At 46.4% G+C, this 23,208-nt stretch carries 16 protein-coding genes; 10 read left to right on the top strand and 6 right to left on the bottom strand.

Annotation, left to right across the window (positions count from 1 at the left end):
- Positions 1–264: 264 nt before the first annotated feature.
- A complete protein-coding gene (mltG, locus tag BN93_RS11700) occupies positions 265–1,314 on the bottom strand; it encodes an endolytic transglycosylase MltG (protein WP_019188510.1) in 1,050 nt (349 codons plus the stop codon).
- A 189-nt stretch (positions 1,315–1,503) separates the two neighbouring features.
- On the opposite strand from mltG, the gene BN93_RS11690 reads away from it, so the two are divergent.
- A complete protein-coding gene (locus BN93_RS11690) occupies positions 1,504–2,148 on the top strand; it encodes an HAD family hydrolase (protein ID WP_019188509.1) in 645 nt (214 codons plus the stop codon).
- Positions 2,149–2,351: 203 nt separating this feature from the next.
- Here the strand turns inward: BN93_RS11690 and BN93_RS11685 are convergent, their stop codons facing one another.
- The 3 genes from BN93_RS11685 to rfbA form a co-directional block, all read right to left on the bottom strand.
- On the bottom strand, positions 2,352–2,783 hold the full coding sequence (locus BN93_RS11685; protein WP_009229916.1) for a BT0820 family HAD-type phosphatase: 432 nt from the start codon (positions 2,781–2,783) through the stop codon (positions 2,352–2,354).
- A 65-nt stretch (positions 2,784–2,848) separates the two neighbouring features.
- Positions 2,849–5,353, bottom strand: coding sequence for a GumC family protein (locus BN93_RS11680; RefSeq protein WP_019188508.1), 2,505 nt, complete (start codon positions 5,351–5,353; stop codon positions 2,849–2,851).
- A gap of 79 nt (positions 5,354–5,432) precedes the next feature.
- On the bottom strand, positions 5,433–6,311 hold the full coding sequence (gene rfbA, locus BN93_RS11675) for a glucose-1-phosphate thymidylyltransferase RfbA (RefSeq protein ID WP_019188507.1): 879 nt from the start codon (positions 6,309–6,311) through the stop codon (positions 5,433–5,435).
- Between the two features lie 439 nt (positions 6,312–6,750).
- Between rfbA and BN93_RS11670 the strand changes: the two genes are divergently transcribed.
- The 6 genes from BN93_RS11670 to BN93_RS11645 all read left to right on the top strand — a co-directional run bounded on the left by BN93_RS11670 (position 6,751) and on the right by BN93_RS11645 (position 15,214).
- The gene (locus tag BN93_RS11670; RefSeq protein WP_009229913.1) at positions 6,751–7,863 is read left to right on the top strand and encodes an MORN repeat-containing protein; all 1,113 of its coding nucleotides are present in this window, start codon (positions 6,751–6,753) and stop codon (positions 7,861–7,863) included.
- 54 nt (positions 7,864–7,917) lie between these two features.
- Positions 7,918–8,367 carry a YhcH/YjgK/YiaL family protein gene (locus BN93_RS11665; RefSeq protein ID WP_019188505.1) on the top strand — a complete coding sequence of 150 codons (450 nt, stop codon included), beginning with the start codon at positions 7,918–7,920 and terminating at the stop codon, positions 8,365–8,367.
- Positions 8,368–8,696: 329 nt separating this feature from the next.
- The gene (locus BN93_RS11660; protein ID WP_157462823.1) at positions 8,697–10,697 is read left to right on the top strand and encodes an alpha amylase C-terminal domain-containing protein; all 2,001 of its coding nucleotides are present in this window, start codon (positions 8,697–8,699) and stop codon (positions 10,695–10,697) included.
- A complete protein-coding gene (locus BN93_RS11655) occupies positions 10,698–11,843 on the top strand; it encodes a DUF6057 family protein (protein ID WP_019188503.1) in 1,146 nt (381 codons plus the stop codon).
- 1,222 nt (positions 11,844–13,065) lie between these two features.
- Complete coding sequence (locus BN93_RS11650) at positions 13,066–14,193, top strand: ABC transporter substrate-binding protein (protein WP_019188501.1); 1,128 nt, start codon at positions 13,066–13,068, stop codon at positions 14,191–14,193.
- 7 nt (positions 14,194–14,200) lie between these two features.
- On the top strand, positions 14,201–15,214 hold the full coding sequence (locus BN93_RS11645) for an iron ABC transporter permease (RefSeq protein WP_019188500.1): 1,014 nt from the start codon (positions 14,201–14,203) through the stop codon (positions 15,212–15,214).
- Between the two features lie 297 nt (positions 15,215–15,511).
- On the opposite strand, the gene BN93_RS11640 is transcribed toward BN93_RS11645, so the two are convergent.
- Together BN93_RS11640 and BN93_RS11635 are read right to left on the bottom strand one after the other, a co-directional pair.
- Entirely contained in the window at positions 15,512–17,677 is a 2,166-nt protein-coding gene (locus BN93_RS11640) for a helix-turn-helix domain-containing protein (protein WP_019188499.1), read from the bottom strand.
- A gap of 180 nt (positions 17,678–17,857) precedes the next feature.
- Positions 17,858–18,352, bottom strand: coding sequence for a low molecular weight protein-tyrosine-phosphatase (locus BN93_RS11635; RefSeq protein WP_044260641.1), 495 nt, complete (start codon positions 18,350–18,352; stop codon positions 17,858–17,860).
- Between the two features lie 264 nt (positions 18,353–18,616).
- Here BN93_RS11635 and ileS point away from each other — a divergent pair, with 264 nt between their 5' ends.
- From ileS to BN93_RS11620, 3 genes are all read left to right on the top strand, one after another.
- Positions 18,617–22,057 carry an isoleucine--tRNA ligase gene (ileS, locus tag BN93_RS11630; RefSeq protein ID WP_019188496.1) on the top strand — a complete coding sequence of 1,147 codons (3,441 nt, stop codon included), beginning with the start codon at positions 18,617–18,619 and terminating at the stop codon, positions 22,055–22,057.
- Positions 22,058–22,073: 16 nt separating this feature from the next.
- Positions 22,074–22,454 (top strand): TraR/DksA family transcriptional regulator, encoded by a 381-nt coding sequence (locus BN93_RS11625; RefSeq protein ID WP_009229902.1) that lies wholly within the window; start codon positions 22,074–22,076, stop codon positions 22,452–22,454.
- A gap of 87 nt (positions 22,455–22,541) precedes the next feature.
- Positions 22,542–23,201 (top strand): lipoprotein signal peptidase, encoded by a 660-nt coding sequence (locus BN93_RS11620; protein WP_044260639.1) that lies wholly within the window; start codon positions 22,542–22,544, stop codon positions 23,199–23,201.
- Positions 23,202–23,208 lie beyond the last annotated feature (7 nt).

Here is a 23,208-nt window from a genome sequence, read left to right as displayed (position 1 = left end):
CTGATTAACGCATCTTGTGTTTGCTTTAGCACAGGTTAGTATCTTGTGTGCACGTCGAAATACCTTCAATGTTAGCCACTTTATTTGAAACCGCTAAATGGCCCGCAATCATATGTTTAATACGTTGCTTTCATGTTCTAATTGCAATGTATTAGGCAAGTGATTGCAAGACATTTAGCGGCCATTTAGTTTTCAAAACATTTGGTTATGCCTTTTCTTTTATAATGCTTTGAAGAACATTTCCAACCAATACGGTCGTGATTATTACTTAATGCCCCTTTGGTTTAAGGCCTTAGTGTATTTAGCCGCGTTGGCCAAATGTTCTGCATAAGTTTTAGCAAAGTTATGCGTACCGCTAAAATCTTCTTTCGCACACATGTACAAGTAATCGTGTTTTTTAAGATTGAGTACGGCCTCGATACCTTCTATGCTAGGAATGCGTATTGGACCAGGGGGCAAACCTGCGTTGCGATAGGTGTTATAGGGGCTGTCGATGTTGAGTAGCTTATTGTAAATGCGTTTCAGTCCAAACTGTTTCCACGCATATTTAATGGTTGGGTCGGCTTGTAGGGGCATGCCGTTGGGGTATTTGGCATTGCGCAACATCAGTCGGTTGTAGTACATGCCTGCCACCATAGGCTTTTCTGCATTGTTGGCTGTTTCTTCGTCGACGATGCTCGCCAGTGTAATCACCTGAACGGGTGTTAGTTTTAGCTCGTTAGCCTTTACTGTTCGGTCAACATTCCAAAAGTTCTTGCTTTCTTTCTGCATGCGGTCGAGCAGTTTTTCGGTTGATATGTTCCAATAAACGTCATAGGTGTTAGGGATGAACATACATTGGATAGTGGCCGTATCATAACCATAGTGTGCGCAAATTTTGGGGTCGCGCAATGCATTCAGCAGCTGAGTGCTGTCCATCATGAGGCGTTTGCACACTTCTGCCGATAGTTTGTCAAGCGTTCTTACGCTAGGGACGGTGAGGCTTACGGGTTCTTGCATGCCGTTTTTCAGGTGCCTGAACACCACAAAAGCCCCTTGTCCTGCCTTTATGGCATAGCGTCCCGGCTTGATATGCTCGCCGTAAGAGCTGTGTCGCGTTAGCGTTCTGAACCCACTTAGTGCATGTGGCGAGCAGTTGGGGGTGAGTTTGGCATACACCGAGTCGATATTATCGTCGTTGTCTATGTATACGAACTTGGTGGCACTGCCCGATGGGAGCATGGCCGAAAAGAAATAGTAATACAATATACCCAATATTACGAGCAAGCAAATGCCCGCAGGGATGAGGTAATTTCTTACACAGCTGTGTTTCATTGTTGATTATGCTTTATTTTCAATGCAAAGTTAGTAATTTTAAACAACATCTGTGGAGAGGTGAGCATATTTTTATAACTTTGCACTTGCTGTTCTTGGTTATGTGTTTGGTTATACGAACCCATATCGCGTTTGCGCTTGCATTTTCAGAACATATTTTTATGGATAATAAAACGGAAGGGAAATAAAATGATAAAAGATTACGATACCTATATATTTGATTTAGACGGTACGCTATTAAATACTTTAACCGATTTGGCCGCTAGCTGCAACTATGCCCTGCAACAGCACGGCATGCGCCAACGTACTATCGACGAGGTACGGCAATTTGTGGGGAACGGCGTAAAGAAATTGATGGAAAGAGCCATACCTGATGGTTTGGCTAATGCCCAATTTGAGGAAGTTTACCAATGTTTTCGCCAACATTATCTTGAACATGGGCTAGACCATACATCGCCTTATCCTGGGGTGTTGCAGATGTTGGCTGAATTGAAACGGCGTAAGAAGAACGTTGCCGTAGTGAGTAATAAGTTTTATAAGGCTACGCAAGAGTTGTGCAAGCATTTTTTTGACCAGTATGTGGAGGTGGCTATTGGCGAACGCGAAGGCATTAGCAAGAAACCAGCTCCCGATACGGTATTGGAGGCACTTGTGCAGTTGGGAGTAACGGCCGACAATGCCGTGTATATTGGTGATAGTGATGTGGACATAGCCACAGCCAGAAACTGCAATTTGCCTTGTATCAGTGTGCTTTGGGGCTTTCGCGATAAGGATTTCTTGCTCCGTTCTGGTGCTACTACACTTATCACAGCACCCGAAGAGTTGTTGGTGTAGTGGCGTAGCGGTTTTTACAAGCTGAGAGAGTGAAATAAGGTTACTCCTACTAAACGTAATGAAGGGGATGCGTTATCAATATGAAATAGTCAAGCCATGCCTACTATGAAGATAGAAGAAGGCATGGCTTGACTATGTTAGTGCGTCAGTATATTGAGAAAAAGTAGTGAGTGGAGTGGGGGAACGTGAGTCGTGTCAGCTTGTCAGAACTGCCACCAGTGTTTCTTTTTCTTGTAGCTTTCGGGATTGTTATGTGCCCTAATTGCGTTTCTAACGATTTGTTTGTAGGTAACGTTCTCCGTTACCATACGATAAATCTCGCCCCAATCGGGCAGTCCACCAACGTTACGGTCGTCGATAAAGAGGTCGGCTTTGAGTTTTCTAGAGAAATGGTTATTCTTCTCTTTCTCCTCTTCTGGATAGTCTCGGTTCACAGCATAGAACTCCACACCGCGTTGTCTGCACCATTCCACGGCCTCGTCCAGCAATTCGCCTTCCCTTACACTCCATAAGATAAGCCTGTGCCTGTCTTTGATGAGCATTTTCAACGTTTCGGTGGCGAAGGGTATTTCTTCTCCAATTTCGGGGTAACGGTGTTCTACGATAGTTCCGTCGAAATCAACTGCAATTGTCATTCCTTATAGTGTTTAGCGGGTTTCATCGGCTTGGCTGCTGATGAAACCCGCGTTATGAAGTGGCTTTATTGTTTCACCGAAGTATCGTTCTCGTTGCTGTAATGGCTGTTACTGTAATTGCCATAGTTGCCATAGTTGTTATAGCGACCATACTTTCCATGTTTGCCATAATAGCCATACTTGGCGTATCTGCCGTATTTGCCATAGCCGTAGTAGTAGCCGTACTTCTTCTTCGAGAGGTCGATGCCGTTAACCACAACGCAGATGTTGGGCAACTTGTTTTCTACGTGAAGTGTATTGATGAGTTCGAAATTTTCTTTCGGTGTGTAGTCGGCGCGACAAACATACACCGTGAGGTTCGAAACCCTGCCCACTTGCAGCGTATCTGTAACAAGACCAACTGGCGCGGTGTCGATAATCACGTAGTCGTATGTGCGTTTGAGCAAGTCCATGATGTCGTCTAGCGAAGTTCTTGTAAGCAACTCGTCAGGGTTTGGCGGTATCGGACCGGCCATCAGCAATTCCAAGTTGTCGTTGACACCTGATGGCAATGTTTGCGCTTGTATGTCGGCAGCGGTTACAACGGTCTTTGTTAGCAAATTGGTGATGCCATGTCGGTGGTCGTCAATCTCGAACAACTCGGCCAATCGCGGCTTACGGATGTCAAGACCAACCAGGATAACCTTCTTGCCAAGTAGTGCGAACGACACGGCGAGGTTTGCGGCAATGAACGTTTTGCCTTCGCCCGATATGCTAGATGTGAACGAAATGACTTTTTCGTTTTCTTTAAGCATGAATTGCACGTTGGTACGCATCGAACGGAAAATTTCTTCCATCTGGTTGTTCTGGTTCTCGTGAACAACGATGTCGGCTTTCGTCTTAGCTGTTTCGCTAGCCACGGCCACGTCTGCGATGATGGGAAGGCGCGTGAGGCGTGCCACATCGTCGTGTCCTTCAATCTTGTATCTGAAGAAACTGAGAAGGAAAAATACCACACTTGGTATGGCCAGGCCAGCGGCAAGTGCGCCCGCATAGATGGTTGATGACCTCGGCGCCACCTTGCCGACAACGGTGGGGTCGTCAATTAACTTTCCCTTGTCGGCAGTTGCGGCAAGTGATATGGAGTTTTCTTCACGTTTTTGCAGCAGCATGAGGTACAGTCCTGCTTTCACCTCAAGCTGTCGGCCAATTTGTTTCATGGTTTTCTCCTGCTCGGGTGTTTGTTGTATCATGCTGTTGTATTTGCCATACTGCGATGCCACAGCATTTCTTTGGATGTCCATGCTGCGCTTGGCTTGCGCCATTGCTCGGCGAATACTGCTCGAGAGGTCGTCTAGTTGCGATGTTAGGGGGGTAACAGTGGGGCTGTTTTCCGATGCACTTCTGAGCAGCCTGTTGCGTTCAAGTACTATTTCGTTGTATTTGTTGATAAGCGAAACGGCCGATTGATCGCTGATGCCGATGTTGGCAGGCAACGTCTCGTATTTATTGGAAGGCTGGTTCATGTAGTCGTTGATGCTGTTGAGCAACGCAATCTGTGTGTTAGCCTCGGCAAGTTTCTGGTCGTATTGGTCGCTGTTAGACAAGGCTTGGTTTGCGCTCATCTGCAGTTCCACCATCTTGTTTGCTTTCTTGTAGCTTTCCAATTGGCTTTCGGTACTTCCAAGCTCGGTGTTAATCTTCTCCAATCGCCCGTTAATGAACTCTTCGGTTCTCACGGCCACTTCGTTCTTGTCTTCGTTCGCTTGCCTATTATAGCAAATAGCAAGTTGTTTAAGGTAGTCGATGGCGCGTTCTGGACTTTGGTCGTTGATGGTAAGCACAGCGATAGAGGTGCTTTTCGACGACTGGGCAATGCTTAGGCCCGCAGCATAACCAATGGCCACGGCCTTAGGAGGGCTAATGCGCACCAGCACCTTCTCGCCATCTTTCATGGGAGTGGTGGAGTTGGGTATGAAGGTGAGGATGCCCGCTTGCGTTCCAATGGCGGCAGGTAGAGCCGTAAAGCTCTTGTCGATGGCGTAGGCCTTTCCTGGTGCATCGGGATTGGTGGAGTAATAGGTACCCTCGACATGGTATTTCTTTCCCTCACGCGTGATGGTTAGGGAGATTGGGTGGGTCAATATGTCGAGGTGTATGGGGTCGATGTCTACTGATATAGGTTGTGTTTTGTACATCAACCTGTTGGTTACTTTGCCCGCACTCATATAAGTGGTATATAGTTTCAGGTCTTTAACCGCCTGGATGGCAATGGAACTCGACTTGAGAATTTCCATTTCGTTGTCGATACCAGTAGAGTTCGACACAATGCCGAGGTTCGTCGTGTATTGCAAACTGTTTCGCCCCCTGCTGTTATTCTCTTCCTTAATGAGCAGTTTTGCGTATGTCTGATAAATGGGAATGGTGTATCGCAGATAGATGCTGGCCAGTCCCAGGCAGATAATTAATGACAATACAAACCATTTCCAGTTCAGGATGAGGGTCATGTAAACGGTTTGGAAATTGAATAGCGATTTGCCCGCTGGGGCTTGTTCGTTATCCAAGGTGTTGTTTTTTATATTCTCTTCCATACAATCTGTTGTTTCTTTTCTCTATCTCTCTTCACTTATGATGTTTCACTGTTGTTTGAGAAGTTTCAACGCTTTAGCTTTATTTCGCCATTTGGGCAATGCGCATGAGATATTGGCCGTACTCGTTTTTAATCATGGGTTGGGCCAAAGCCTTCACTTGTTCCTTGTCAATCCACTTGTTGTCCATCGCAATTTCTTCGAGGCAAGCCACCTTTTGGCCTTGTCTTTTCTCAATTACTTCGATGAACGTACTTGCTTCGCTAAGGCTGTCGTGTGTGCCCGTGTCTAGCCATGCAAAACCCCTTTGCAGCGTTTGCACTTTTAGGGCTCCTCTTGAAAGGAACTCTTGGTTAACGGTTGTTATCTCCAATTCTCCCCTTGCGCTGGGCTTGATGTTCTTGGCTACTTCAACCACGGCGTTGGGATAAAAGTATAAGCCCACCACGGCATAGTTGCTCTTTGGGTGTTTGGGCTTTTCTTCTATGCTGAGGCAGTTGCCCTTGTCGTCGAATTCTGCCACCCCATAGCGTTCTGGGTCGTTAACGTAATAGCCGAAAACCGTTGCCTTACCATTGTTCGCAGCCTCTACACTCTGCCTAAGCATACCCGTAAATCCAGCTCCATAGAAGATGTTGTCGCCAAGTACGAGGCAAACCGTGTCGTTACCAATGAACTTCTCGCCGATGATGAACGCTTGCGCCAGACCATCAGGGCTGGGTTGCTCGGCGTATTCAAACTTTACGCCCAAGTCTTTCCCGTCGCCCAATAGGCGTTCGAAACCTGGAAGGTCGTGTGGAGTGGATATAATCAATATCTCTCTGATGCCTGCTAGCATCAAAGCCGATATGGGATAGTAAATCATGGGCTTGTCAAAAATGGGTATCAACTGCTTACTAACACCTTTTGTAATGGGGTAGAGCCTTGTACCTGAACCTCCGGCAAGTACGATTCCTTTCATACGCTTTTGTTTTAACGATTTATGGGACAATAATTTATTAGCTATGCCTTGCTTGTGAACAATGCAAACACAATGGCAGGGCGTTTAGCTCACCATCCGCAAAGTGTCAAGATGAGAAAGACAGTCTGGGCGCATCCCAAAACGTTCACCTCTGTCTGCATCTATGATGGTGTAGTTCCTTCCCACCTGCATCGTGTCACCTTATTATATGTTGCAAAGATAATAATAAAAACTGAAATTTATATTTTTCGGCTAGTTTTTGTTTGCTTTATTGTACTTTCTCCGGATTTACTTTGTCCTTTTCGGCTTTGCATTACCGTTTTTGTTCTCCATTTCTGCGTTGTTTATGTATTTTTACTCTTAATTTTTACTAAACCATTTTGCGGTTCGGATTAAAATACTTAATTTTGAAATTCGAACAATCAATAAAACTTGAAAAGTGAAAAATATCATACTAACGCTGTTAATATTTCTCTTACCGCTAGGCACTTCTGCACAAAAGATAACCATAGGCTCGTGTAACACGATGGACGGAGGCCTTTATAAGGGCGAAATGGCTGGCGGAAAGCCTCATGGCAAGGGCAATACGCTGTATAGCAATGGTGAAACATACGAGGGCGAATACTTTAAAGGGCGTCGTCAGGGCTATGGCGTTCGAACATTTGCTGATGGAAAACGTTACGAAGGGCAATGGTTTCAGGACCAACAACACGGCAACGGCACTTGTTATTTCGCCAACAACAATAAATATGTGGGTCTTTGGTTTCGTGGGCATCAACAAGGTCATGGCGTGATGTATTATTATAATGGTGATAAGTACGAAGGCAATTGGGCTCACGACAAGCGCCAAGGCAAAGGCAGATACACCTTCTCTACGGGTGCATTTTACGATGGGAACTGGAACGACGACAAAAAATCGGGCCTGGGTTTCTTCGATTGGGGCGACGGGTCCAACTACAACGGCATGTGGGTAGACAACCAACGCTCTGGAAAAGGCACTAACCGTTATGCCGATGGCGACGTGTATGTAGGGAATTGGACCAATGACATTCAGAACGGAAAAGGTATTTACAAGTTCCAAAACGGAGATGTCTACGAAGGCGACTACGTTCAGGGCGACCGTACAGGCCAAGGTATCTTTAAATATGCCAACGGCGATCGCTACACAGGACGTTTCCTCGAAGGAGATAAGGACGGTAAGGGAACCTTCGTATGGGCAAATGGAGACTCGTATGTTGGCGACTGGAAGAAAGACCGACAGAACGGGCACGGAAAGTTGACGAAGAAGAACGGCGACGTGTTTGAAGGCAACTTCATAAACGGCCGCGTTGAAGGCGAGGTGATAATACACTATGCCGACGGGTCTCGTTTCAAAGGCACTTATAAAGATGGTAAACGGAACGGAAAAGCAATAGAGGAAGATAAGAGCGGAAACAGGTTTGAAGGAACATACGTCAGAGGTATTCGCGACGGCCGATTTGTTGAGAAAGACAGAAACGGGCAGATTAAAGCCAAAGGCCATTACGAAAACGGAAAACGTTTCAACGACTGATTACCCCAAACGCGCTCCTCATCGCTTGGCATTAAGAACTAGAAACAGAGAACGATGGTATTAGACGTGTTAGACAATTTTGGAAAATACGCGGCGTTGAACCCGTATTTCTCTTTGGTGGACGCCTTTATGCGTACCCATCAACTTGAAGAACTTGCGCTCGGCACATATAATATAAAAGGTGAAGACGTGGTGTTGAAAATAGAACAGGCCATGGGAAAAAGTCGAACCGAGGCCATTTTGGAGAGCCATCGCCAAATGATAGACATCCAAATACCACTTCAACAAGAAGAAACATTCGGCTTGGCAGCCACTGTTTCATTGCCCGCTGCTGACTATTCTGCCGAAAAAGACATCTCGTTCTATCCCAACTCTCCCGTGCAGAACTACGTAACATGTCCTCGTGGAGGGTTTGTGATATTCTTCCCACAAGACGCACACGCACCTTGTATCTCCGAAGATGCAAGCTTTACAAAGGCTATTTTCAAAGTGCGATGTGTGTAACGGCGGTCAAAACAGCCTGTTTTTCCGGTGGCTCCAACATTAATTGTACCAGTCTTGCTTGCTCCTGAGCTAAGCAAAGTGGGCAAAACATTTCTAAGGAATAGCCGAACCTGTTTTCTCATACCACAAGGACCAAGAGTTAAACCAACATCATAAGGCCGTGCCGTCAACAACACATTGCGCAAACATGCACAAACAAGAACATGTTGACCTCTCGGCACTCGTACATATAAATTGAAATAACTATGTCAGCAAAAGACGCTAACCCCACAAAGAAAGTGAAAAAGCCTTCGAAGACGACAACAGTGCCCACCCCAAACGCCTCACGCATGGGCCTAGTTAAGAACGATGCCTATCTCGAACCCTACGAGGATGCAATACGAGGCAGGCACGAACATTACCTGTGGAAATTAAATCAGTTGACAGGCAATGGGCGAAAAACGCTAAACGACTTTGCCAACGGCCACCAATATTACGGCCTACATAAGTTGTCGAAAGGGTGGGTGTTCAGAGAATGGGCACCAAACGCCACCGAGATATATCTCGTGGGCGATTTCAACGATTGGAAAGAGACTGAACGTTACCGCGCCAAGCGCATCGAAGGTACAGGTAACTGGGAGTTGCACCTATCTGAAAAGGCCATTTCTCATGGCGACCTCTACAAGATGCACGTGTATTGGAACGGCGGAGACGGAGAACGCATACCGGCTTGGGCGCGTCGTGTGGTTCAAGACGAACAGACGCACATCTTCTCGGCGCAGGTTTGGCAACCCGAACAAGCTTACGAGTGGTCGAAGAAGAAGTTCAAACCCACCACTTCGCCCTTGCTCATCTACGAGTGCCACATTGGTATGGGGCAAGATGCCGAAAAGGTTGGGTCGTATACCGAATTTAAAGAACTTGTTTTGCCGCGCATTATCGAAGACGGATACAATTGCATACAGATAATGGCCATACAAGAACATCCCTATTATGGCAGTTTCGGCTATCATGTCAGCTCGTTCTTTGCAGCCTCTTCACGTTTTGGAACACCCGAAGAACTGAAATCGCTCATCGACGAGGCTCACAAGCATGGCGTTGCCGTTATTATGGACATTGTCCACTCGCATGCTGTGAAGAACGAAGTGGAGGGCTTGGGCAACCTTGCAGGCGACCCCAACCAATTCTTCTACCCCGGCGAGCGACATGAACACCCGGCTTGGGATTCGCTTTGTTTCGATTATGGCAAAGACGAAGTCATTCATTTCCTACTTTCCAATTGTAAATATTGGCTCGAAGAGTTTCATTTCGATGGTTTCCGTTTCGATGGCGTAACTTCAATGCTCTATTACAGTCATGGATTGGGCGAGGCTTTCTGCAACTATGGCGATTACTTTAACGGGCATCAAGACGACAACGCCATTTGCTATCTCACGCTGGCCAACAAGCTGATACACGAAGTCAACCCCAAAGCCATTACTATTGCCGAAGAGGTTAGTGGCATGCCGGGCCTTGCTGCACGCATCGATGACGGCGGATATGGGTTTGATTATCGTATGGCGATGAACATTCCCGACTTTTGGATAAAGACCATTAAGGAGCTTTCAGACGAGAATTGGAAACCCAGTTCCATCTTCTGGGAAGTGAAGAACCGCCGCTCCGACGAACTGACCATCTCGTATTGCGAAAGTCACGACCAAGCTTTGGTAGGCGATAAAACCATCATTTTCCGTCTTATTGATGCCGACATGTATTGGCATTTCAAGAAAGGAGACGAGAACGACGTTGCCCACCGTGGCATTGCCCTGCATAAGATGATAAGGCTTGTTACTGCTGCTGCTATTAATGGTGGCTATCTCAACTTCATGGGCAACGAGTTTGGGCATCCCGAATGGATTGACTTCCCACGCGAAGGCAACGGATGGAGTTACAAATACGCACGCCGCCAGTGGAATTTGGTAGACAACAAGGAACTTGACTACCATTATTTAGGCGACTTCGACAGAGAAATGCTGAAAGTCATCAAGAGCGAAAAAGACTTTATCAAAACACCCGTGCAAGAGATTTGGCATAACGATGGCGACCAAATCCTCGCTTTCATGCGTGGCGACTTGATATTCGTCTTTAATTTCAACCCAACCACTTCGTTCACCGATTACGGTTTCCTTGTTCCCACGGGGGCATATAATGTGGTTTTGAATACTGATGCCAGCGCGTTTGGCGGCAACAATCTGGCCGACGACACTGTTACGCACATCACCAACTACGACCCTCTGTATGTTGCTGAGCGTAAGGAGTGGCTAAAACTGTACATACCTGCTCGTTCGGCGGTTGTTTTAAGAAAAAATTAGATGAACATTTCATTTCAAAAGAATGGAGCTGTGCTGTCGCAGGCACTGTGCTCCATTCTCTTTTGTCTTTATAGCTTTGTTTTCACTTGTTTCTATCAAGCGAACGAATTGGCTTTGATGATACGCCGCCTTACTGATGGCATACAGCTCTACCTTAACCGTTGGGTTGTAGGCTTGTTGCTCACGGGGTTATTGTTGTTGTTGCAACGGGGCTTGTTACGCCTTATGGGTGGTAGTGGGCACAGGTTGTATGTTCTGTCTTTTGTACCATCTTTTTTGGTACTCATGTTCCTCTCTTCCTTTACAGGCATTGCACCTTTCGCTGCGTTCTTGCCAAAACTAGGCACATCGTTGGTGCTTGTAGTGTTGGCGGCTGGCTTGTTTGTTTGGCGCCAAAGGCGAAATGTAGACATGGAAACAGAATACAATCCGATGTTTTTCCTTCCCCTGTCGGTGTGGTTCGTAGCCTTACTGATGTTTGCCGCTGCATACGGCGGTGCTGTTCCTGCTAAGCTGCATCAACAGCTTGTAATGGAAATGCTGATTAAAAGTGGAAATAGCGAAAAGGCTTTGGAAGTAGGTAAGCGTGATACGGATGCCGATTCGGCACTAACTTCGTTGCGTGTACTGGCCTTGGCCAACGAAGGACTTCTTGGTGAGCAACTTTTTGATTTCCCCTTACGGGGCAAATCGGCGGCGATGATGCCAAACGGAAAGTCGGTAAGGTGGTTTACACTAAATGCGAAAACCCTCGATACACTCTTCGTCGTGCCCACTCCACACGATGAATACATCACCCTAAACGGACTTGAAAAGTGGGCGGAAGAGCACAAGCTTACCAAGCCGGCTTACGATTATCTGCTCTGTGGCTATCTTTTAGACCGCCGCATTGATCTCTTTGCCATCAATGTGTTTCGCTATTACCCCAACAACAACGAATTGCCCAAGCATTATCGCGAGGCACTTACCTTATATATGCACCAGCGTACCAACCCTGTTGTTGTTTACAGCAACAACTTGATGGAAACCGATTATCAGGATTTTCAAGATTTGGAGAACAAATACAAGAATCGTTCCGAACGCATTAATGCCCTTCGCAGTGTTTACGGCAACACCTATTGGTTCTATTACAATTATGGCGAGTAATAGGGTAAAAGGGTAGGTTAGCAAGGACGGGGCGGGGTTACTAGTAGACAAGTGAACGAGTTGACGAACTGACCGGTTAAAGAGTTAACAGGTTGACGAGTTGATAGGTTAACAAGTTGACGAGTAGACAAGTGAACGAATAGAAAAGTGAACGTGTTGGTAAGGTTCAAGTCCACACAAACCCCAAACTAAAAAACTCATAAGCTCAACAATTCATGAATTTACAAGTCCACCAACACACCAACCAACTCATCAACCAACCAACTCACTAACTTGCCAACCAACCAACTCACCAACTTACCAACTCACCAACTTGCCAACTTACCAACTTACCAACTTACCAACTCACCAACTCACCAACTCACCAACTTGCAAACTCACCAACTTGCAAACTCATTAACTCACAATCTCCCCAACTCACAGTCTTAAATTGTTATCTTTTATTTTTACAATACCGTTCTAGTTTTCACTCTGTTCTAGCGAAAATATAGGTTAAAAAGTAGGTAAACTACTACTATTTCTTGCTTTTCACGTCTTCTAACGTGTCCGTTTTTGAGAACATAACCAGTATTTTGCACCATTTAGCCTTTCTAGTTTGGTCGTAGGCTCGTAATTTTTCATGCCCAATTACACACATTTAGACCCTAAAATCCTACTTTTTAACGGCTATTTTGCCCTTTTTAGTCTTGTTTTTAATGGTTTTAAAAGGTTTTGTTTATACCATAGCAGCGTATTTTTATGCTTTTTGCCTTCCATTTAGCAGCATTTTACACTGCGTTTTGCACCATTTTACCTTGCGTTTTGCACCAAAACGCATTGCATTTAGCAGCAAAACGCACTGCGTTTAGCATCAAAACATCTTGCAATTAGCACCATATTGCACTACATTTAGCCGCAAATGACCAAAAATGGGTGCAAATGATGGCCTTTTTAAATAAAAATACATTTTGTTGCATTCGCAGGTTAGTTCCATTTTACATTAAAACCAACCTTCGCGAGAATCGATTTTTTGCGGCAAGGTGGGCGATTGGTGAGCGGAACGGGCACTCATAATGTTAAAATCCTAACTGAAAAATGGACAAAGTTCGGGTTGGCGAGTTTATAACGCGGTCTAGTTGGACGGGTTAGCAAGCCTCTCGGCCAAGCCAAGCGTTGCTAATCACAATAAATTACCACCTTGTTTTGCCGAATAACAAACTAAAATCGTAACTTTGTGGGGTATATGAAGAAGGTACTTTTATTATTGTTTGCCGCGCTACTTATTGTTGCTTGCGGTGGTAAACAAGCCAAGGGACAGAGGAGCGAGGGCGACACGCTCCACTTTAAGTATGCCCAAAACATTGTGATTGTTAAGCAAGAGCGTGCTGTTGTTGTTGAAATTAAAAACCCGTGGAAAAAAGATGCTTTGCTGCACCGCTATGTTCTGCCCAACGATACAAGCTTTTTGCCGAGCAAGGTGGCCGATGGTGTGCCCACAACTGTTATCCCCAAGGTAAAACATAGGGCAATTGTGTGCCCGTCTACACATGTCGCCCTGCTCGAAATGCTTGGTGCCGAACAGCAACTTGCAGGTGTATGCGACTTGAAATACATGATTTCGCCTCGCGTACAGTTCTTGGCTAAGACGAAGAAAATAGCCGATTGTGGCGAAAGCATGAACCCCGACATCGAGAAAATGATGGAAACACGGGCCGACCTCGTGTTGGTTTCGCCCTTCGAAAACAGTGGGGGGTATGGCAAGTTAGACAAAACGGGCATCGCCATCATAGAGTGTGCCGACTACATGGAAACCTCGCCACTCGGCAGGGCAGAGTGGATGCGGTTTTATGGCTTGCTGTTTGGTTGCGAACAAAAGGCGGATTCGCTGTTTGCCTTGGTTGAAAAGAATTATATGGAGCTTTCTAAAACGGCGAAAAAACAACGCGAACGGCCTACGATATTAACCGAAAAGCTCACGGGTAGCGTGTGGTATGTACCTGGGGGGCATAGCACTATGGCAAAGATGATTGCCGATGCAGGAGCTATTTACCCCTTTGCAGACAATGAACTGAGTGGAAGTGTGCCCTTACCGTTGGAAAAGGTGCTTGAAAAGGCGCGCACAGCAGATATTTGGTTGATAACCTATAACGCGCCCCAACCACTGACCTACGTGCAATTACAAGCCGAAAACAAGGGCTATGCCATGATAAGGGCCTTTACCAAGCGGAACATCTACGGATGCAATGCCGCTATTAAACCTCTATTTGATGAGGCACCTTTCCGTCCCGACGGTCTTTTACGAGAGCTAATTCACATTGCCCACCCTTCGGCCTTGTCGTCCGAATGGCGTTATTATGCACCTCTAAACTGAATTTTCCATGCGCCTTACATCGTTAAAAATCTTTGTTTTGGTGCTTTTCATCCTGATGTTGTTCGGGTTGAACCTCTTGATTGGCTCTGTTAACGTGCCTTTCAGGTATGTAATCGGTATTATCGTGGGGAACAAAGTCGAGAACGAACTTTGGAATTACATCGTTATCGAGAACCGACTGCCGCAAGCGCTTACCGCATTATGTTGCGGTGGGGCGTTGTCGGCTAGTGGGCTAATGCTCCAAACAGCTTTTCGCAATCCCCTAGCTGGGCCAGGCATCTTTGGTATTAACAGCGGTGCGGCTTTGGCTGTGGCCATTGTGATGCTGTTTCTTGGGGGTAGTGTGTCGATAGAAACTGTGAATTTAAGCGGTTTTACGGCCATTTTATTTGCGTCGTTTGCTGGTGCAATGGCTGTAACCTTCATTATTTTGGCCTTCTCAACGCGTGTTCGCAACAATGTATCGCTGCTTATTATCGGTATCATGATTGGCTATTTGGCATCTTCGGTCATTTCGTTACTCAATTTCTTTGCTACCGATCAAGGTGTAAAATCTTATCTTATATGGGGTTTGGGCAGCTTTGGTGGTGTGTCGTTAGGTAACATTCCCTTTTTCTGTACAATGGTTTTGGTGGGCTTGGTTTGTTCTCTTGTTTTGGTAAAGCCACTTAATGCCCTTACTTTGGGAGAGCAATATGCCCAAAGTCTTGGTGTAAACGTGGCTCGAACGCGCTTTTTGCTACTGGCCATTACGGGTTTGTTAACGGCCGTTACAACAGCATTCTGCGGTCCTATTGCCTTCATCGGCTTGGCAGTTCCGCATCTAGCCCGACTTTTAACAGGCACCGAAGACCATCGCACGCTGTTGCCTGCAACTATTCTTTTAGGTTGTGGTGTGGCTCTGCTTTGCTCGTTGCTGTGTTATCTGCCGCCCAATGGTAGCATTATCCCCATTAATGCCATTACACCATTGATTGGTGCACCCGTTATCGTGTATATCATGATGAAACGGAGGGGGTGAAAAGGTGGGTTAAAGGTGAAAGGGTGAAAAAGTGAAAAGGTGAAAAAATGGCTGCGCCTACTGATGGATAAGTTGTGGTACAAGTTGGGTTAGTATCTAGAAACCCTAGTGAACCTAGAAATCCTAGTGAACCTAGGAAAACTAGAAACCCTAGAAGAACTAGAAACCCTAGAAGAACTAGAAATCCTAGAAGTGCTAGAATGCCTATGAAACCTAGCAAGAACTAGATAATATAATAAGGCTTGCCCGCCAACTTACTAATCCAAATGCTTGCCCATTCGTAAGCTCGCCAACCAATCATTTGTTCTCCTTATAATACTCAGCCATCACAAATTGGATGTCTTCGTAGGTTATATTCGGGCTCACTTCTTCTTTTATCTCGGTTAAGCTCTTCTTCTCTTCGTGATGTTTTATTAAGAAACGGGTAATCTCTTGCCGTTTCTTATCGTCCACAAACTCGGATGCCGACAACAATCCCTCCCTAACATAATGCACCAAATGCAAATGAATGGTTCTGGTTGTCAGTTCTCGTCGTTTGGCTATGTCGTCAATGCTCATGCCTAAACGATAAAGGTTAAATGTAGCCAACTTTGTGTCTACTTTCGGCTTTACCTCTTTTATCTTCTTTGCATTAGGCTTATCGCCATCCATTGCACCCAACAACAGCTTGGCCTTGACCGAAAGATAATCGCCCACGCTGAACGAAACATCCTCTCTACTTTCGTATTTCAGCAGGTTCCACTTAAAGTCTAAGGCCTCCTGCACATCGCCATATCGCTCTTTTAGCGTTTTCTTTAAAGCCTTGTTGTCGGTTTCTATCTTGTTTTTTCGGTGCATCTCCACGAGCAAAGCCAAACGTTTATGAAAGTATTCGGCACCCGAACGGATGCGTTGCAACACTTCATCGCTTAATTCTTGGCCTTGTTGAGTGGCCAACATCTGTGTATATTGCAATCTGAACCTAGCGGCCACAGCTACAACCTCGTCTAAAATGGGTCTTGCTTGCCGATATTCTTGCAGCAGACGTGGGTATTTGCGAGCGAAATGTTCGTCGATAAAGCGTGTAATGCGTTCGAATGCAATGCCAATGGGGCGGAAATCGAACAGCTCGTCAATCAAATTCACCTCGTATGCACGCTGCATCTGCGAAAGCATCTCGCTGTTGGGTTGGCGCGCAGAGGCGTCGATGTTGAACTGGTGCACCTTCTCGTCGCAGATAACGGCACTTGTAGAGAGCGGCGAACTCAACACAAGGCCCTCCAATGTCTTGCAACGGCTCAGGGCAACGTATGTTTGTCCGTGGGCAAACGAGTGTTGCGCGTCGATGATGGCATGCTCGAAGGTTAGTCCTTGGCTTTTATGTATGGTTACTGCCCATGCCAATCGCAGGGGAAACTGCTTGAAAGTACCCTCTATCTCTTCTTCAATCTCGTGCGTTGTCTTGTTTAAAACGTACTTGGCGTTCGTCCATTCTTCGGGCAATAGGTCTATCAGCTCCCCTGTTTCGTTGCCTTTCACGGTTACGCCTTGGGCTGTTGTCGACACCACTTTACCCAGCATGCCGTTGTAATAACGTCCTTTGCCCGTGCTGTCGTTCTTAACAAACATCACTTGGGCATCCTCTTTCAGCTCCAACACAAACTCGGTGGGGAACGATTGTTCAGGAAATTCGCCCGTGATGCTAGCCTTATAATGCCTGCTTGTGCCTGGTAGTTCGGCCAACTTGCTTTCATTGATGCTCTGCGCTTGGTAATTGTGCGTTACAAGGCGAATGTAATCAGTGCCAGCAGGTGGAACAAAGTTGGGTATGTATCTGCTATTTAGTTGGTTAAACGTGTCTTGGTCGGCCTTGTTGTCGCGTATCTTATTCAGCAGAGAAAGAAAATCCAGGTCGTTTTGTCGGTAGACATGTTTCAACTCAATGGTTATGTAGCCCATTTGTTTGAGGGCAAGACTCGAAAAGAAGTAAGGCGAGTCGTAATATTTGCTCAGCATGGTCCACTCTTCGTCTCTAACCACGGGCGGAAGTTGTTGCAAGTCGCCAATTAACAAGAGTTGCACGCCGCCAAAAGGCTTGCTCCTGTCGCGATACCTGCGCAAAACCATGTCTACCGAGTCTAGCAAATCGGCTCTCACCATACTTATTTCGTCAATCACCAGCAAATCGAGCGTTCGCAATATGCGTTGTTTCTCCTTGCTAACCCTGAAAATTCCCTCTGCCTTAAAGGTGGAATTGGGAACGTATGGCGCAAAGGGAAGTTGGAAAAACGAGTGAATGGTTACGCCATTGGCATTGATGGCGGCGATGCCCGTAGGCGCAACCACCACCATTCGCTTAGGGAGTTTGTCTTTAAGTGTACGCAGGAAGGTTGTTTTCCCTGTTCCTGCCTTGCCTGTTAAGAATATGCTCGCGCCGGTGTTCTTCACAAACTGCCAGGCCAAGTTCATCTCGTCATTCTTCATTGTTTATTAATCTTTGTTGTGTTTAGATGCGTTGGAAAGCATCAGCAGCATAGGTTAAGATTTTTGTTCTCAATTGCTTGTTTGCCAAATACTTATTGCGTGTGCCTTAATGTGTTAGTGATAGCATGTTTGCACACGTTCTCAATAGGGCTGTCACAGGTATAATGTCGCTTAATTTGGTTATAATTCGCCGCCTTTGGCTAACCTATCTGCTAGCGTGTTGGTGGCATCTTCGATGAGGTCGAGCGCATAATCGAAGTCTTTTTCATCGCCATAATATGGGTCGGGTATCAGTTTCGCCTTGGGATGACTGGCTGCATAGTCCACCAACATTTTCACTTTGGCTAGTTCGCGCTCGTTGTTTGTCTTTTGCGACAGCATCTTTTTGTTGTCGTTATCCATCACGAAGATGTAATCGAACCTTTTGAAATCGTCGGTATCGAATTGTCTTGCCCTGCTGTTAAAGTTGTAGCCGCGAGCCGCACCGCACTTACGCATCCTGCTATCGGGCAGTTCGCCCACGTGCCAACCGCCAATCCCGGCCGAATCTACTTCGAACAAGTCGCTCATTCCCTTGTTTAGCAACACCTGTTTCATCACGCCTTCGGCAGCAGGCGACCTACAAATGTTACCCAAACACACGAACAACAATTTGGTTCTCTTTCTATCTTCCATGTCCTTATATATAATAATGTGTAGTGCAAACTTACTAAAAAATGCCTTATTGGGCAAGAGTAGCGCCGAAAAACAATTGTAGGGTGTTGCATACACCCCCATTAACTTGTGCTTTTGTCTGCGCATTCGCCCTTACATTGGGCATTCAACAATTGCACACCGCTGGCTATATAGCCTTTTTCGTACCTATACTTGGCTATAATAACTTTTTTTCTTACCTTTGCGCTTTGTATAAACAAAGACGTATAAAATAAGGTATAGAATATGGCCAACAAATTTGCCGAGTACAAAGGACTTAATCTTACGCAGACCAACAAAGACGTGTTGGCTGAGTGGGAGAAGAACGACATTTTCCATAAGACGATAGACGAAAAAGAAGGATGCCCACAATTTGTCTTTTACGAAGGGCCTCCGTCGGCCAACGGACATCCGGGCATTCACCATGTACTCGCTAGAAGCATTAAAGATACATTCAACCGATATAAAACGATGAAGGGTTTCCAAGTGAAACGAAAGGCTGGATGGGACACGCATGGCTTGCCTGTGGAACTTGGAGTGGAGAAAGAATTGGGCATTACCAAGGCAGACATCGACAACAAAGAGTCTGCTAAGTACATCTCCGTTGCCGACTACAACAAGAAATGTCGTGAGAATGTGATGATGTACACGGCCGAATGGCGCGAACTTACCGAGAAAATGGGGTACTTTGTCGACCTCGACAACCCATACATCACCTACGATAACAAGTATATCGAAACCCTTTGGTGGCTATTGAAACAGTTATACACCAAGGATATGCTCTATAAGGGCTATACCATACAGCCCTATTCGCCGGCAGCAGGCACAGGACTTAGTTCGCACGAGCTGAACCTTCCAGGCTGTTATCGCGACGTTAAAGACACTACCGTTACCGCTCAGTTTGAGATAAAGAACCCCAAACCCGAATGGGAACAATGGGGAAAGGCTTATTTCATGGCGTGGACAACCACTCCTTGGACCCTAGCTGCCAACTCTGCACTGTGTGTTGGCCCGAAGATTGACTATGCTGCTGTGCAAAGCTTTAATCCTTACACGGGCGAACCCATCACTGTTGTGTTGGCAGAGGCGCGCCTTAACGCTTATTTCAACGAGGCCGGTAAAGACGTGGAGCTTTCTACTTATAAGAAAGGCGATAAGGTTATACCTTGGAAAGTGATAGCCAACTACAAGGGAACTGAACTTGTTGACATTGCTTATCATCAGCTGCTGCCATTTATTTCGCCAATGGAAGATGGCGCGTTCCGCGTTATATTGGGCGATTATGTTACCACCGAAGATGGTACGGGCATTGTGCACATCGCACCGAACTTCGGTGCCGACGATGCGCTTGTGGCTCGTAAGGCGGGCGTTCCGCCCATTGTGTTGGTGGATAAGAAAGGAGCAGAAAGGCCCGTTGTTGACCTAGAAGGCAAGTATTTTAAGGTGGAAGACCTCGATGCCGACTTCGTTAGCAAGTACGTTAACCTGCCCGAATGGAACAAATACGCAGGAAGGTATGTGAAAAACGCATACGATGACACACTGACAGATGCCGACGAGACGCTCGACGTATCTATCTGCATGGACTTAAAGGCCGAGAATAAGGCCTTCAAGATAGAGAAACATGTGCACAGCTACCCCCATTGCTGGCGCACAGACAAGCCCGTTCTGTATTATCCGCTTGATAGTTGGTTTATCCGTTCAACCGCAAAGAAAGAGCGGATGTTCGAGTTGAACAAGACTATTAATTGGAAACCCGAATCAACTGGTACGGGTCGATTTGGTAATTGGCTAGAAAACCTCAACGATTGGAACCTCTCGCGTTCGCGTTTCTGGGGTACGCCGCTACCCATTTGGCGCGATGAAGACGGTCGCGAAATATGTATTGGCTCGCTCGAAGAACTATATTCGGAGATTGAAAAGAGTGTGGCAGCAGGCCATATGCCTTCTAATCCGCTTAAAGAACAAGGGTTTGTGCCTGGCGATTATGCGCAAGACAACTACGAACGCATAGACTTGCACCGTCCTTATGTTGACGATATTGTGCTAGTAAGTGAGGCAGGAAAGCCCATGACACGCGAAATAGACCTCATAGACGTGTGGTTCGACTCTGGAGCAATGCCTTATGCACAGGTGCATTACCCTTTCGAGAATGCCGAACTCATCGACAAACGCATCGCATTCCCTGCCGACTTCATCAACGAAGGTGTTGACCAAACACGTGGATGGTTCTTTACGCTGCACGCCATTGCAACAATGGTGTTCGATAGTGTGGCTTTCAAGAACGTTATCTCTACGGGATTGGTGCTCGATGCCAAAGGAAATAAGATGAGCAAGCACGTGGGCAATGTGGTGAACCCCTTCGAAATGATGGAGAAATACGGTGCCGACCCCGTTCGCATGTACATGCTTACCAACTCGGAGCCTTGGGACAACCTCAAATTCGATGCCGAAAGTGTGGACGAAATACGCCGTAAACTCTTCGGAACGCTCTATAACACCTATTCGTTCTTTGCTCTCTACGCCAATGTAGATGGTTTTGATTACAGTCAAGCCGATGTTCCCCTGAACGAACGGCCTGAGATTGACCGTTGGATTCTGTCGGAATTGCACTCATTGGTTAAGGGTGTGGAACGCGAAATGGACGACTACGACCCCACAAGGGCTGGCAGATTGATTGATACTTTTGTGAACGACGACCTCAGTAACTGGTATGTTCGCCTCAATCGCAAACGTTTCTGGGGTAAGGAGATGAGTCAAGACAAACTCAGTGCCTACCAAACGCTGTATACTTGCCTTGAAACAGTGGCTAAATTGTTGGCTCCGTTCGCCCCTTTCTATGCCGACCAGCTGTATCTCGACCTCACAAGGGCTACCAATCGTGGGCATTTGCAATCGGTTCATTTGGCCGACTTCCCCGTTGCAGACGATAAGTGCATCGACCGCGAATTGGAAGAGCGCATGGAAATGGCCCAGAAGATAACCTCGATGGTATTGGCTTTGCGCCGTAAGGTGAACATCAAGGTGCGTCAGCCCCTGCTGCAAATCATGATTCCTGCCGTAGACCAACGTCAAAGAGCGCACATCGAGGCCGTGAAAGACCTCATTATGAGTGAGGTGAACATTAAGGAACTGAATTTCGTTGAAGACGGAAAGGGCATGCTTGTTAAGAAAGTGAAGTGCAATTTCCGTACAATGGGTAAGAAGTTTGGTAAGCTGATGAAAGGTATCGCCGCCCAAATGGAAACCTTGGAGCAAGAGGCCATAGCCGACTTGGAACGCAATGGAAACATCAACTTGATGGTTGAAGGTAACGAAGTGACGGTTGAGGCGGCCGATGTAGAGATTATCAGCGAGGATATTCCAGGCTGGTTGGTGTCTAACGAAGGCAATCTGACCGTAGCTCTCGAAGTGGAACTCACAGACGAACTGGTAAAAGAAGGTATGGCGCGCGAGATTATCAACCGCGTTCAGAACCTACGCAAGGAAAGTGGACTGGAAATTACCGACCGAATAAAGGTTACCTTGGCGCCCAACGCCCAAACGGATGCAGCTGTGGCGGCCTTTGGAGATTACATCAAGAGCCAAGTTCTGGCCGACGACCTCCTTGTACAGCCCAACGAAGGAAAAGAAATTGCCTTCGAGGACTTTAACTTGAACATTCAAATAGATAAAATAATTCACTAAAAACCCTATCTAACTTATGGCTAACAAAACACGTTACAATGACGAGGAACTGGAAGAGTTCCGCGTTATTATCAACGAGAAACTAAGGCTTGCACGCCGAGATTACGAGGCCATGATGCGTACCTTGATGAACGCTGACGGCAACGATGTAGACGATACTTCACCAACCTACAAGGTTTTGGAGGAAGGAAGTGCAACGCAAAGTAAGGAAGAACTGATACAATTGGCTAATCGGCAACAGAAGTTCATTACGGGGCTAGAAGCAGCCCTTGTGCGAATTGCCAACAAAACCTATGGCATCGACCGCATAACAGGCGAGCTTATACCCAAGCAAAGACTTATGGCCGTTCCTCATGCCACACTAAGCGTGGAGTCGAAGAACGCGCGCAAACGTTAAAGTACGCGCCTTAACACAGCAGATGTCTTGCCCCTGCAACAGGTTTGTGGGGCGCAAGGCATTGTGCTGACCAACAGAAAACCATTCATGGCAAAAGGAAAAGAGTTATTAACAGATGGCCGTTTGGCCATATTATTGGTGGTTGTAATCCTCATCATCGACCAGGTTATCAAGATTGAGGTGAAGACAAGCATGTCGTTAGGTGAGGCCATTCACGTTACGGATTGGTTTTACATCGACTTCGTGGAGAACAATGGCATGGCCTATGGCATGACTTTCATCAACAAGTTGGTTCTTAGCATTCTGCGATTGGTGGCTATTGTCGTTATCGCCCGCTACATTTGGAAGGTGGTAAAGCAAGGCATGCGTACGCGATACGTCGTTTTCCTTTCCATGATACTAGCCGGCGCAATGGGAAACATGGTCGATTCCATGTTCTATGGGCTGATATTCAACGCCTCCACACCCTTTACGGTGGCCTCGTTTGTTCCCTTTGGCAGTGGCTATGCCGACTTCTTAACGGGCAAAGTGGTAGACATGTTCTACTTCCCACTCATCGTAACCACCTATCCCGATTGGTTCCCGTTCAAAGGCGGAGAGCAATTTGTGTTCTTCAGTCCCGTGTTCAACTTCGCCGATGCAAGCATCAGCGTTGGTGTTGTGTGTCTTTTCTTGTTTTGTAGAAAGGAATGGGAAACCATTTCGTTTAGCTTTTCGAGAAAGAAGAACGTTAACGAAGAAGAATAACATGGTG

The organism is Prevotella conceptionensis 9403948, from assembly GCF_000312305.1.
Taxonomy (GTDB): domain Bacteria; phylum Bacteroidota; class Bacteroidia; order Bacteroidales; family Bacteroidaceae; genus Prevotella; species Prevotella conceptionensis.
Note: the sequence above shows the minus strand (reverse complement) of the source record. Positions and strands in the feature narration are given on the sequence as shown.